Raw genomic sequence first — 12,699 nt, 5'->3', positions numbered from 1 at the left:
GCCATGGAACCGGGTTACCCGCTGGTCAGCATGGTATGACCGGTGACAGGATCCGCCCCCTCGTTCTGTAGGAGGTGGACAAGGCCCCTTGCGGGGCCCGGGTCCGCGTACGCCGAGGTCAGGCGGCCAGTGCGGCCGCGTCGCCCATCACGATGACCGGGTGGGCGGCCGGGTCCAGGGTGCGGATCAGCTGGGCCATCTTGTCCTCGGGGATCGACACGCAGCCGTGCGTCGGGCCGTCGTGGTCCACGTGGAGCCAGATGCCGCCGCCCTTCTTGGCGCCCATCGGGCGGCGCGGGTCGAGCGGGGAGTTGCCGGCGACGCGGTTGTAGTTGATCGCGACCACGTAGTCGAAGGAGCCGGCCAGCTGGTCGCCGAAGAAGCCCGTGCCGGAGACCACGAAGCTCGGGTCCTTGTCGTACGGGAGCCTGCTGCCCGGGTCCGCCTTGCGGCCGCCCGCGTCGGTGAGCTCGAACACGCCGATCGGGCTGCGCAGGTCGCCCTCGTTGTGGTCGGTGGTCCAGCCGTTCTTGCCGTTGTGGCCCTGCCAGGTCTCGCCAGCCAGCCAGCGGCCCTCGGGGGTGCGGGTCCAGAGGGTGACGCTGTTCTTGTCGGTGTTCTTGTCCTGGCCGGAGGCGACCACGACCTGGGTGGTCGCGGCGGGGATCTTCGCGGTGAAGGCCGCGCCGAGGCCGGGTATCGCGGCGACCGAGCCGTCCGGGCGGGTCTGGCTGCGGTCGGCGGCCGGGACCGCGGCCTGCCGGTCGGCGGCGGCCTGGGCGGCCGCGGGGTCCGGGGCGGGCTGGTCGGGCTTGCTGACGCCCTCCGGGCCGGGGCCGTCGGCGGTGGTGATGCCGGGCTTGGCGCCGTCCTGGCCGACGGCGTACCAGCCGGCGGTGGCGGCGACCAGCAGCGCGGTGCCGGCCATCACGGCCTTGCCGTGACGTTTCTGCTTGGCCTTGCGCCGCCGTCCCCGGGCCGCCGTCCGGGCGCCCGCGACCGGTGCGGTGGGCGCCGCGGCGAGCACGACGGGCTCGGGCTCGTACCCGGTTCCGGGAAGGGGCTCGTGGCCGGCTCCGTGGAACGGCTCGTGGCCGGCACCGGGGAACGGCTCGTGGCCGGCTCCGGGGAACGGCTCGTGAGCGGCTCCGGGGAACGGCTCGTGCACGGGCCCGGCCTCGTAGACCGAGGCGGGCTCGTAGCCGGCCTCGGCCCCGTACCGGACCGGCTCGGCGCCGTACCGGACCGGCTCGGCCTCGTACGGCTGGAACGGCTGGTCGTACGCCGCGTAGTACCCGTCAGGAGCCTGCTCGTACGGCTGGTACCGGTCGTACGGGTGGTCCTGCCGGGCCGGCTGCTGGTACGGCTGGAAGCCCTCGTACCGCTGCTGCGGCATCAGGTCGACCGGCTCCTGCATCGGCTGGTGCGGCGGGTACGCGGTGGCGCGATCAGAACCGGACATGCCGTCGATCCTGCCAAACGCCCTACCCGTTGGTAAACCCGGGCCTCGTGCGGAGGCCGTGAAGACAACCGCCGCCCGGGCCGTGGGGCGGCCGGGGCGGCGGGGAGCTTCGCAGGTCAGAGGCGCATCGCCTGCGGGGACTCACGGCGCATCGGGTCCGGCCCGCCGTACTCGCGGATGACCTCGTAGCGGGTGTTGCGCTCCACCGGGCGGAAGCCGGCGTCGCGGATCAGCCCGAGCAGGTCGTCGCGGCCGAGCTTGTTCGGGGTGCCGAAGTTGTCCGCGTCATGGGTGATCTTGTACTCGACCACCGAGCCGTCCATGTCGTCCGCGCCGTGGCTGAGCGCCAGCTGGGCGGTGGCGACGCCGTGCATCACCCAGAAGACCTTGACGTGCGGGACGTTGTCGAAGAGCAGCCGGGAGACCGCGAAGGTCTTCAGCGCCTCGGCGCCGGTGGCCATCTCGGTACGGGCCATCAGCTTGTTGCGCACGACGCCGTCCTTGGAGTCGTGGAAGTCGTGCTGGTAGCGCAGCGGGATGAAGACCTGGAAGCCGCCGGTCTCGTCCTGGAGCTCGCGCAGCCGCAGCACGTGGTCCACCCGGTGGCGGGGCTCCTCGATGTGGCCGTACAGCATGGTCGCCGGCGTCTTGAGGCCCTTGCTGTGCGCGAGGCGGTGGATCCGCGACCAGTCCTCCCAGTGGGTGTCGTGGTCGACGATGTGCTGACGGACCTCCCAGTCGAAGATCTCCGCGCCGCCGCCGGTCAGCGACTCCAGGCCGGCGTCGATCAGCTCGTCCATGATCTCGTCGGCGGACAGGCCGCTGATCTTCTCGAACCAGTGGATCTCGGTGGCGGTGAAGGCCTTCAGCGAGACGTTCGGCAGAGCGGCCTTCAGCTCCCGCAGCGAACGCGGGTAGTAGCGCCACGGCAGGGTCGGGTGCAGGCCGTTGACGATGTGCAGCTCGGTGAGGGACTCGACCTCCATCGCCTTGGCGAGGCGGACGGCCTCCTCGATGCGCATCGTGTACGCGTCCTTCTCGCCCGGCTTGCGCTGGAACGAGCAGTACGCGCAGGACGCGTTGCACACGTTGGTCATGTTGAGGTGGCGGTTGACGTTGAAGTGGACGACGTCGCCGTTCTTCCGCGTCCGCACGTGGTGGGCCAGCCCGCCCAGCCAGGCCAGGTCGTCGCTCTCGTAGAGCGCGATCCCGTCCTCGCGGGTCAGCCGCTCACCCGCGTAGACCTTCGCCTCCAGCTCGCGCTTGAGCCCTGCGTCCATGCGGTGCCCCGCCTCCTCCGACTTCGATTCCTTGCCGGAACGAGCGTACGCCTATGCCGAGAGCAGCTCGGCGAGCAGTGTCGGGTCGATGTTGCCACCGCTGACCACGGCCGCCACCGCCTGGCCGCCGGTTTCGGCGGCGCGGTGGAAGTAGGCGGCCGGGGCGACCGCCCCGGAGGGCTCGGCGACGAGGCGTCCGCGGCGGGCCAGCACGGCCACGGTGGCGCGGATCTCGTCCTCGGTGACGGTGACGATGTCGTCCACGTAGGCGGTGACGTGCTCGAACGGCAGCACGCCGAGCGAGGGGGTGCGCAGCCCGTCCGCGATGGTCCGGTAGGTGTCGGCGACCGGCCACTCGACCCGGCGGCCGGCCCGCAGGCTGGCCCGGGCGTCGGCGGCCAGCTCGGGCTCCACCCCGATCACCCGGATGCCCGGGCGGGTGAGCTTGAGCGCGGCCGCCGTCCCGCCGATCAGGCCGCCGCCGCTGACCGGCACCAGGACGGTGTCCAGCTCGGCCGGGGCGTCCTCGGCGATCTCCAGCCCGACCGTGCCCTGGCCCGCGATGATGAACGGGTCGTCGTACGGGGGCACCCACACGTAGCCGTGCTTCTCGGCCAGCTCGGCGGGCAGGGCGTCCCGCTCCGCCGGGGCGACCAGGATCACCTCGGCGCCGAACGAGCGGGTGGCCTCCACCTTCACCGCGGGCGAGGTGTCCGGCATCACGATCACGGCCTTGATGCCGAGCGTCCGGGCCGCGTACGCCACCGCCTGCGCGTGGTTGCCGCTGGACTGGGCGACCACGCCCCGGGAGCGCTCCTCCTCGGTGAGCGCGGCCAGCCGGTTGTAGGCGCCGCGGGTCTTGAAGGCCCCGGTCGGCTGGAGGTTCTCGGGCTTCAGCCAGAGCCGCCGCTCCCCCTCGGCCGCCCAGGGGGCGGGAACGAGCGGGGTGCGCACGGCGACCCCCGCGATCCGCTGCCGAGCCGCGCGCAGCTCCTCCAGACCGACCAGTGCCATACGTCACTCTCCTACAGGAGGAAGTTCACTCACCCGGTTCTCCCACTTGGTGGAGAGTACGACGGTGGTGCGGGTCCGGGCCACGCCTTTCGTGCCCGAGATCCGCTTGACCACCGACTCCAGGCCGGCCACGTCGGCCACCCGCACCTTCAGCATGTAGGAGTCGTCGCCGGCGATGAACCAGCAGTCCTCCACCTCGTTGAGGTCCTTCAGCCGGAACGCGACGTCCTCGTGGTCCGCCGCGTCGGTGAGCTGAAGGCCGATCAGGGCCGTGACGCCGAAGCCGAGCGACGCCGGGTTGACCGTCGCCCGGTAGCCGGTGATGACCCCGGCCTGCTCCAGGCGGTTGATCCGGTCCGTGACGCTCGGGCCGGAGAGCCCGACCAGGCGGCCCAACTCGGCGTAGGACGCGCGGCCGTTCTCCCGGAGCGCCTGGATGAGCTGTCTGTCCACCGTGTCCATATACCGTCCGCGTCCTTCCGAACCTCACCAGACCCACAGATCATTATCCGGATTCAAAGGCGCTGTGCGCCGACCGACCCGGATATCGCAGAGAAGATACTCTCCCGCCCTCGGTCCGCTTACTCCCCCTCAGGCCGTGGGCCCCCGCCGGCCGCCGGTTTGCGGGCGGCCGCCCCCAACTCCCCTTCCCAGCGCAGGTACAGGGAATGCGGCACGTCGACGGCGTCCAGCACCCGTCCGGCCACGAAATCCACGAGTTCGCGCACGGTGGAGCCGCCGGCGTAGAAACCGGGTGAGGCGGGCAGGACGACCGCCCCCTGTGCGTCGAGCTCCACCAAGTGCTTCAACGTCACCCCGTTGAGTGGTGTCTCGCGCACGCAGACGACGAGCGGACGGCGCTCCTTGAGGGTGACGCTGGCCACGCGCTGCAGCAGGTCCTTGCTCAGGCCGAGCGCGATCCCGGCCACCGCGCCGGTGGTCGCGGGCACCACGAGCATGCCCTTGGCCGGGTACGAGCCGCTGGACGGGCCGGCCGCGAAGTCCCCGGCGGGCCAGTAGCGGACGGCGTCCAGGCCCTCGTCGCTCCCGAGCCAAGCGGCGAGGTCGGCGCGCCAGTGGGCGTCCCGGAAGGAGATGCCGGTCTCGTCCAGGATGGTGAGCCGGGCGGCGCGGCTGACGATCAGGTCCACCGCCTCGCCGGCGGCCAGCAGCGCGCGGATCACCGAGGCCGCGTACGGCGTCCCCGACGCACCCGAGACCCCGACCACCCACGGCTGACGCTTCGCAGTTCCCATGGGGCAATTCTGTCCCGGCCGCACCAGCGCGTTCGGCCCGGGCGGACCGGGAGGGGCCCGGAAGCGCCCGGCCCCTGGGAGGATGGGCGCATGGCAGCGACCCTCGTCGACCTCACCCATCAGGTGACCACCGCGATGCCGGTCTACCCCGGCGACCCGGCCGTCCTGCTGGAGCCCGCGCTCACCACGGCCACCGCCGGGGTGAACGTGCTGGCCCTGCACCTGGGCTCGCAGTCCGGGACCCACGTGGACGCGCCCTACCACGTGGACGTCACCTGGCCGACCCTGGACGGGCTGCCGCTGGAGCGGTTCACCGGCCCCGCCGTGGTCGCCGACCTGCGCGGACTGGAGCCCCGGACGGCCGTCACCCCCGAACTGCTGGCGCCCGCGCTGGAACGGGCCGCCGAGGGCACCGTGCTGCTGCTGGCCACCGGCTGGGCCCGGCACTGGGGCACCGACACCTACCTCGCCCACCCCAGCCTGACCCCGGCCGCCGCCGAGGCGATCGTCGCCGCCGGGGTGCGGACGGTGGGGGTGGACGCGCTCAGCGTCGACCCGACCCCGGACCCGGGCCCGGGCGACCCGGCGGTGGCCGCCCTGCTCGCCGACCTCACCGACGAGCACGACCCGGACACCGCCGACGAGCCGTCGCTCGCCGCCCACCGGGTGCTGCTGGGGGCGTCCGGCGGCGGGGTGATCGCCGAGAACCTGACCGACCTCCGGCCGCTGCTGGCCGCCCAGGAGGCCGGTCTGCCGGTGGAGGTCTCGCTGTTCCCGCTGCGGCTGGTCGCGGCGGACGGCGCTCCGGTGCGGGCGGTGGCCCGGCTGGGCTGAGGCACCCCGGAGACTTGGTCTAGACCATCCCCCGTCAGCGCCAGTACGCTTTCCGGCCATGGCAGAGATCATCGGAGTGATCGAGCGACTCTGGCGCTACCCCGTGAAATCCACCGGCGGCGAGCGGCTCGACTCCGTCGAGGTGGACGAGCGCGGCCTGGCCGGCGACCGCCTCTACGCCGTCCGCGACGCGGCCGGGCGGCTCGGCTCGGGCAAGAACACCCGCCACTTCCGCCGGATGGACGGCCTGCTCCGCCTCTCCGCCCGGCTCGGCCACCGGATCGACGGCCCCGAGCTGGTCGACCCGCTCGGCCGCCCGGTCGACCGGCCGAACGCCTTCCTGCGCGCCTACCTCCAGCGCGCGGACGTCGAACTCGCCCGCGAGGACGCGGTGTCGCACTTCGACCAGCTGCCGGTCAGCGTGCTCAGCACCGCCACCCTGGACTGGGTCCGCGACGCCGTCCCCTTCGCCGTGATCGACGAGCGCCGGTTCCGCCCCAACATCGTGCTGCGCACCCCGCCGGGCACCCCGCCGTTCGTCGAGGACGCCTGGCTCGGCCGCCGGGCGTCCGGCGAGGCCCCCGGCAGCCCCCGGCTCTCCTTCGTCGCCTCCAGCGAGCGCTGCGCGATGACCGGCGCCCCGCAGCCGGGGCTGCCGCACGCGCCCGAGATCCTCAAGGCCGTGGTGCACGCCCACGACGGCCGGCTCGACGCCCTCGCCGAGGTCGCCGCCCCGGGCCGGCTGCGGGTCGGCGACCGGCTGGTCCTGGACTGATCACCCTCCTCGCGAGCGGCTGACCATTCGTCACTCTGCCTGCGGCGCCAGGGGATTGACCGGCCCGCGGGTTCCACCCCCGCGGCTGCGGACCAGGCGGAAGAAGGGCCCGGCCGGGTGCCGGTCACGGCCCCCCTCAGGGCGGCCACGGCCTTCCTCAGGGGGCGTCGACGTCGCGCCCGGATTCCGCCGCCTCCGCCGCCGGGAGGGCCACCGCCCGCAGGTAGGCGTCGACGAAGATCTCGACGGCCTCGTCCATCGGGGGCATCCCGGCGCCGCCCGGGACGGACTCCAGCACCGGCCGCATCAGGACGTGGTTGAGCAGCGGACCGAGCAGCAGCTGGACCAGCACCGGGGTGGGCAGCGGCCGCAGCCGGCCGGCCCGCACGTGCGGCCGCAGCAGCCGGTCGAGGCTGTCGAGCACCCGCGGCAGGCTGCCGGCCATCACCCTGGCGGCGGGGCCGTCCGGGCGGCCGAAGAGGTCGGCGAAGACGGCGGGGACGATCCGCGGCTCGTGCGCGAAGGCCGCGAGGAAGGCGGCGTGCAGCGCCCGGACGGTGTCCTCCAGGCGCTCCGGCGGGTCGGCCGCGAGGGCCTCCAGGCCGGGCAGCGCGGAGTGCCGCGCGAAGACGGCGGAGAGCAGGCCGTCCCGCCCCTCGAACACCGTGTGCAGGCTGGGCAGCGAGCAGTCGGCCCGGTCCGCCACCGCGTCCAGGGTGACCCCGGCCAGGCCGCGCTCGGCCACCAGCAGCGCGGCCGCCTCGATCGCCCGCTCGCGCACCGGCGGCCGCCCGCCCGGATCCACCCCCGACTCGCGGACCGCCTCGTCCAGTGCCGCCCGGGAGCCGCCGAGCCGGCGCAGCAGCGTGCTGCGGGAGATCCCGGCCGCCGCGGCGATCGCCGTCAGCGGGACGTCGGCGACGTCCTGGCCCCGTTCCTTCGCGGCCGCGAGGGCGGCCGTCACCAGCTCCTTCATGTGGAGCATCGTACTACTTGACACCTGGGACGGTTCCAGAGAGTCTGTATAGGCAAGTTCCATACGGACAGTGGTCGATCGAACACTGAGAGGGGAGAGCCCATGAGCGTCGTGATCTCCGGGGGCGGTCCGGCCGGAATGATGCTGGGTCTGCTGCTGGCACGCGCCGGCGTCGAGGTGACCGTGCTGGAGAAGCACGGGGACTTCCTGCGCGACTTCCGCGGCGACACCGTCCACGCCTCCACCGTGCGGCTGATGGACGAACTCGGCCTCGGCCGGAAGTTCGCCGCCCTGCCGCAGAGCCGCCTCGGCGACCTGGTCGTGCGGGTGCCCGGCGCCGCGCCCGTCGCGCTGAGCGCCTACGAACGGCTGCGGCCCCCGTACAACTACATCGCGATGATCCCGCAGTGGGACCTGCTGAACTTCCTGGCCTCGGAGGCCCGGCGGGAGCCCACCTTCACCCTGCGGATGAACACCGAGGCCACCGGCCTGCTCCGGGACGGCGGCCGGGTGGTCGGCGTCCGGTACCGCACCCGGGACGGCGAGGAGGGCGAACTGCGCGCCGACCTCACCGTCGCCGCCGACGGCCGGCACTCCGCCCTGCGCCGGGCCGCCGGACTGACGCCCGAGGAGTTCCCGGTGCCCTTCGACGTCTGGTGGTTCCGGCTGCCCCGGCACCCCCACGAGCGGTCCGCACCGCCCAGCGTCGTCCCCGGCTTCGGGCACCGCGACATCGCCCTGAGCCTCACCCGGGACGACTACTTCCAGATCGCCTACTTCCGGACCAAGGGCGCCGACCCGCTGCTGCGCGCCGAGGGCATCGAACGGTTCCGCGCCCGGATCGCCGAACTGCTGCCCCGGTACGCCGACCGGGTCGACCAGCTGGCCGGCCTGGACGACGTCCACCTGCTCGACGTCCGGCTCGACCGGCTGCACCGCTGGTACGCCGACGGGCTGCTGCTGATCGGCGATGCCGCCCACGCGATGTCCCCGGCCGGCGGGGTGGGCATCAACCTCGCGATCCAGGACGCCGTCGCGGCCGCCACCCTGCTCGCCGAACCGCTGCGCCACGGCCGGCCGACCACCGCCGCGCTCGCCCGGGTGCAGCGGCGCCGGTGGCGGCCGACGGTGATCACCCAGCGGATGCAGCGGGTCCTGCACGACGTCATGTTCGAGCCGGTGCTCAGCGGCCGCCGGGTCGGCCCGCCGCGGCGGCTGGTGCTGCTGGCCCGCTTCGCGCCCGGCTTCCGGCAGCTGGTCTCCCGCCTGATCGCCCTGGGCCCGCTCCCCGAGCACGCCCCGGCGTTCGCCCGCCGCGACGCCTGAGCCGCCACGGCCCGTACGCCGCTCCCCGCTTCCCGCTCCCCCCGAACCGTCCGTTCGGGCGGGCGGCTCGCGGGGAACGACGGCTGGCATGACGATCCCTCACCGCTCGACCGGCACCGGCGACCACCACGTCCTGGTCCTGCACGACTGGTTCGGCACCAGCGCGGGCTGGGGCCCGTTCCTCGACTACCTCGACGGCGACGCCTTCAGCTACGCCTTCCTCGACTACCGCGGCTACGGGCAGCGCAAGGACGTCCCCGGCGCGTACACGCTCGCCGAGATCGCCTCCGACGCGCTCGCCCTGGCCGACCAGCTCGGCTGGGACCGCTTCTCCCTCGTCGGCCACTCGATGGGCGGCAAGGCGGCCCAGCAGGTGCTCGCCGAGGCTCCGCTGCGGGTGCGCAAGCTGGTCGGCCTGGCGCCGGTGCCGGCCGGGGCGTACCCGCTGGACGCGGCCGGGGAGGCGCTGTTCTACGGCGCCGCCGAGGACCGCGAGAAGCGCCTCGCCATCCTGGACCTGGTCACCGGCCGACGGGCCGGCCGGGTCTGGCTCGACCGCATGGTCGACCAGTCGCTGCGGCTGTCCACCCCCGAGGCCTTCGGCGGCTACGTCCGCGACTGGGCTACGGCCGACCTGGAGCGCCGGATCAGCGGCAACCCGGTGCCGGTCAAGGTGATCGTCGGCGAGCACGACCTCGTCCTCACCGCCGACGTGATGCGCGGCACCTTCCTCAGCCACTACCCCCACGCCGAACTGGAGGAGCTCGGCGGCAGCGGGCACTTCCCGATGTACGAGGCCCCGGTGGCCCTGGCGGTGTCGCTGGAGGGCTTCCTGCACAACTGAGCGCAGGCCGACCGGCCGGGGTTCCGGGCGGGGGCGGGCGTCAGATCCCGAGCCCGCGGACGACCAGGTCCACCAGGGCGAAGAAGAACAGCGAGATCCCCACGAAGCTGTTGGTCTGGAAGAACGCCCGGTTGAGCTTCGACAGGTCGTTCGGCTTCACGATGGTGTGCTCGTACACGAACGCGCCCGCGACGACCACCAGGCCGATCCAGAACGCCGGTCCGGCGTCCGTGCGGAGCGCGAACCAGCCCAGCAGGAGCGTCGTCAGGAGGTGGCAGACCCGCGCGCCCCGGACGGCCGCCGGTACGCCGTAGCGCGCCGGCACCGAACGCACGCCGTTCTCGCGGTCGGACTCGACGTCCTGGCAGGCGTAGATCAGGTCGAAGCCGCCGATCCAGATGCCGACCGCGACGCCCAGCACGACCGCGTCCCAGGACCACGTGCCCGTCACCGCGAGCCAGGCGCCGACCGGCCCCATCGCCTGGGCCAGGCCCAGGATCGCCTGCGGGAAGTCGGTGAACCGCTTGCCGTACGGGTAGACCACCATCGGCACCACGGCGACCGGCGCGAGCGCCAGGCAGAGCGGGTTGAGCATCGCGGCCGCGCCGAGGAAGACCACCAGGGCGACGGCCGAGCCGACGTACGCGGTCTTCAACGACACCGCGCCGGTGACCAGTTCGCGGGTGGCGGTGCGCGGGTTGCGGGCGTCGATCTCGCGGTCGATGATCCGGTTGGCCGCCATCGCGAAGGTGCGCAGCCCGACCATGCAGACGGTGACGACGAACAGCTCGCCCCAGTGCACCCGCCGGTCGGCGAGGAACATCGCCGTCAGCGCGGCGATGTACGCGAAGGGCAGGGCGAAGACCGAGTGCTCGATCATCACCAGGCGCAGGAAGGCCTTCGTGCGCCCTGGGGTCTCGACGGCAGCCGTGCTCACAGTCCGTACTCCTTCCAGCGGCGCGAGACCAGGGCGGCCGTCGCCGGGTCCGAGGACACCATCTCCGGCCAGCCGCCGTCCCGGGTGTAGCCCTCCTCGGGCAGCTTGCGGGTCGCGTCGATGCCGGCCTTGCCGCCCCAGAACTGCTGGTACGAGGCGTGGTCCAGGTGGTCCACCGGGCCTTCGACCACGGTGAGGTCGCGGCTGTAGTCGACGTTGCCGAAGGCGCGCCAGGCGACTTCCTGGTAGTCGTGCACGTCGCAGTCGGAGTCCACCACGATGATCAGCTTGGTCAGCGACATCATGTGCGCGCCCCAGATCGCGTGCATCGTCTTCTGGGCGTGCTTGGGGTACTTCTTGTCGATCGAGACGATCACGCAGTTGTGGAAGCCGCCGGCCTCGGGCAGGTCGTAGTCGACGATGTCCGGGATGATGATCTTCAGCAGCGGCAGGAAGAACCGCTCGGTGAACTTGCCCAGCGGGCCGTCCTCCGTCGGCGGGCGGCCGACCACGATGGACTGGAGGATCGGGCGGCGGCGCATCGTCACGCAGTCGATCTTCAGTGCCGGGAACGGCTCCTGCGGGGTGTAGAAGCCGGTGTGGTCGCCGAACGGGCCCTCGGGCAGCATCTCGCCGGGCTCCAGCCAGCCCTCCAGCACGACCTCCGCGTCGGCCGGGACCTGGAGCGGCACGGTCTTGCAGTCGACCATCCGGACCCGCTCCCCGGCGACGAAGCCGGCGAAGAGGTACTCGTCGATGTCCCCGGGCAGCGGCGCGGTGGCCGCGTAGGTGACGGCCGGCGGGCAGCCGAAGGCGATCGCGACCGGGAGGCGCTCGCCGCGCCTGGCCGCCACCGCGTAGTGGTTGCGGCTGTCCTTGTGGATCTGCCAGTGCATGCCGATGGTGCGGCGGTCGTGCCGCTGGAGGCGGTAGAGGCCCAGGTTGCGGATGCCGGTGTCCGGGTCCTTGGTGTGGGTCAGGCCCAGGTTGAAGAACGAGCCGCCGTCCAGCGGCCAGGTGAAGAGGGCGGGCAGCGCGTCCAGATCGACGTCGTCACCGGTGAGCACGACCTCCTGCACCGGGGCGTCGCCGGACTTCACGTGCCGGGGCGGGACGTGCGCCATCGATGCGAGCTTGCCGAAGGCGTCGCGGAAGCCGGTGAAGCCCTGCGGCAGCTCCGGCTTGAGCAGGCCGGCGATCTTCTCTGAGATGTCCTCCGGGCCCTTGAGGCCCAGCGACTTGGCCAGCCGCCGTTCGGTGCCGAAGACGTTCATGGCCAGCGGCATCGACGAACCCTTGACGTTCTCGAAGAGCAGCGCCGGGCCCTTGGCCTTCTGCACCCGGTCGACGATCTCGCCGATCTCCAGGTGCGGGTCCACCTCCGCCTTGATGCGCTTGAGGTCGCCCTCGCGGTCGAGGGCGCGGAGAAACGAGCGGAGATCGTCGTATGCCATGCCTGCCAGTATCCGCCACCCGATAGCCTGGCCGGGTCAAGGGCCCCTGGAAGGCGCCCGCCACCGTCGTCGCCCGGGGGGAGATCCCAGCCGTGCCGAGGATTCTTCTGACCATCATCCTTCCGCTCGCGCTCTGGGTCTGGGCGTTCGTGGACTGCCTGACCACGCCCGAGGACGAGGTGAAGCACCTGCCCAAGGTGGTCTGGGTGCTGATCGTGCCGCTCTTCCCGCCGCTGGGCCCGATCGCCTGGCTGATCGCCGGCAAGCAGCGCGGCTTCCTGCGGACCGCGGCCGCCGGGGCGGCCGACCCGGGGTACCCGGCCGACGACCGTCCGGGCCGCCCGGCCCCGCGCGGCGGGCGCCCGATGGCGCCGGACGACGACCCCGAGTTCCTCGCCTCGTTGAAGAAGAGCGACAAAGACCACGAGGACATGCTCAAGCAGTGGGAGGCCGACCTGCGCCGCCGTGAGCGGGAGCTGCGCGACCGCGACGAACCCGAGGACGGCAGGAAGAGCTGATCGGAGCGGGTCCGCCCGCTCGC

13 protein-coding genes are annotated in these 12,699 nt (G+C 72.9%); 5 read left to right on the top strand and 8 right to left on the bottom strand.

Annotated features, from left to right (window positions below; all coding sequences use genetic code 11):
• Nucleotides 1-118: 118 nt before the first annotated feature.
• From ACFY0X_RS13300 to ACFY0X_RS13280, 5 genes are all read right to left on the bottom strand, one after another.
• The gene (locus tag ACFY0X_RS13300) at nt 119-1,462 is read right to left on the bottom strand and encodes a L,D-transpeptidase family protein (RefSeq protein ID WP_387753073.1); all 1,344 of its coding nucleotides are present in this window, start codon (nt 1,460-1,462) and stop codon (nt 119-121) included.
• A 116-nt stretch (nt 1,463-1,578) separates the two neighbouring features.
• Nucleotides 1,579-2,742: an aminofutalosine synthase MqnE gene (gene mqnE, locus ACFY0X_RS13295; protein WP_387753070.1), complete on the bottom strand. Its 1,164-nt coding sequence runs from the start codon at nt 2,740-2,742 to the stop codon at nt 1,579-1,581.
• Between the two features lie 51 nt (nt 2,743-2,793).
• On the bottom strand, nt 2,794-3,756 hold the full coding sequence (locus ACFY0X_RS13290; protein ID WP_387753067.1) for a threonine/serine dehydratase: 963 nt from the start codon (nt 3,754-3,756) through the stop codon (nt 2,794-2,796).
• A 3-nt stretch (nt 3,757-3,759) separates the two neighbouring features.
• A complete protein-coding gene (locus tag ACFY0X_RS13285; protein WP_030055719.1) occupies nt 3,760-4,218 on the bottom strand; it encodes an Lrp/AsnC family transcriptional regulator in 459 nt (152 codons plus the stop codon).
• A gap of 119 nt (nt 4,219-4,337) precedes the next feature.
• Nucleotides 4,338-5,012, bottom strand: a complete 675-nt coding sequence (locus tag ACFY0X_RS13280) for a UbiX family flavin prenyltransferase (protein WP_387753064.1) — start codon at nt 5,010-5,012, stop codon at nt 4,338-4,340.
• 90 nt (nt 5,013-5,102) lie between these two features.
• Between ACFY0X_RS13280 and ACFY0X_RS13275 the strand changes: the two genes are divergently transcribed.
• Nucleotides 5,103-5,846 (top strand): cyclase family protein, encoded by a 744-nt coding sequence (locus tag ACFY0X_RS13275; RefSeq protein ID WP_387753061.1) that lies wholly within the window; start codon nt 5,103-5,105, stop codon nt 5,844-5,846.
• A 58-nt stretch (nt 5,847-5,904) separates the two neighbouring features.
• Complete coding sequence (locus ACFY0X_RS13270; protein ID WP_387753059.1) at nt 5,905-6,621, top strand: MOSC domain-containing protein; 717 nt, start codon at nt 5,905-5,907, stop codon at nt 6,619-6,621.
• A 157-nt stretch (nt 6,622-6,778) separates the two neighbouring features.
• On the opposite strand, the gene ACFY0X_RS13265 is transcribed toward ACFY0X_RS13270, so the two are convergent.
• Nucleotides 6,779-7,597, bottom strand: coding sequence for a TetR/AcrR family transcriptional regulator (locus ACFY0X_RS13265; RefSeq protein ID WP_387753056.1), 819 nt, complete (start codon nt 7,595-7,597; stop codon nt 6,779-6,781).
• Between the two features lie 102 nt (nt 7,598-7,699).
• Here ACFY0X_RS13265 and ACFY0X_RS13260 point away from each other — a divergent pair, with 102 nt between their 5' ends.
• Nucleotides 7,700-8,923 carry an FAD-dependent oxidoreductase gene (locus ACFY0X_RS13260; protein ID WP_387753054.1) on the top strand — a complete coding sequence of 408 codons (1,224 nt, stop codon included), beginning with the start codon at nt 7,700-7,702 and terminating at the stop codon, nt 8,921-8,923.
• An 88-nt stretch (nt 8,924-9,011) separates the two neighbouring features.
• A complete protein-coding gene (locus tag ACFY0X_RS13255; protein ID WP_387753051.1) occupies nt 9,012-9,767 on the top strand; it encodes an alpha/beta fold hydrolase in 756 nt (251 codons plus the stop codon).
• A gap of 40 nt (nt 9,768-9,807) precedes the next feature.
• Here ACFY0X_RS13255 and mqnP read toward each other — a convergent pair whose 3' ends face one another.
• Both mqnP and ACFY0X_RS13245 read right to left on the bottom strand, forming a co-directional pair.
• The gene (gene mqnP, locus ACFY0X_RS13250) at nt 9,808-10,704 is read right to left on the bottom strand and encodes a menaquinone biosynthesis prenyltransferase MqnP (RefSeq protein WP_387753048.1); all 897 of its coding nucleotides are present in this window, start codon (nt 10,702-10,704) and stop codon (nt 9,808-9,810) included.
• Entirely contained in the window at nt 10,701-12,158 is a 1,458-nt protein-coding gene (locus tag ACFY0X_RS13245; RefSeq protein ID WP_387753045.1) for a menaquinone biosynthesis decarboxylase, read from the bottom strand. Before ACFY0X_RS13245 ends, mqnP begins: the two co-directional genes overlap by 4 nt.
• 92 nt (nt 12,159-12,250) lie before the next feature.
• Between ACFY0X_RS13245 and ACFY0X_RS13240 the strand changes: the two genes are divergently transcribed.
• Nucleotides 12,251-12,676, top strand: a complete 426-nt coding sequence (locus tag ACFY0X_RS13240) for a PLD nuclease N-terminal domain-containing protein (protein ID WP_387753042.1) — start codon at nt 12,251-12,253, stop codon at nt 12,674-12,676.
• Nucleotides 12,677-12,699: the final 23 nt, after the last annotated feature.

This window comes from Kitasatospora sp. NPDC001547, from assembly GCF_042894165.1.
Classification (GTDB): Bacteria; Actinomycetota; Actinomycetes; order Streptomycetales; family Streptomycetaceae; genus Kitasatospora.
The sequence above is the reverse complement of the archived record's forward strand: the minus strand, read 5'-3'. Positions and strand labels throughout refer to the sequence as shown.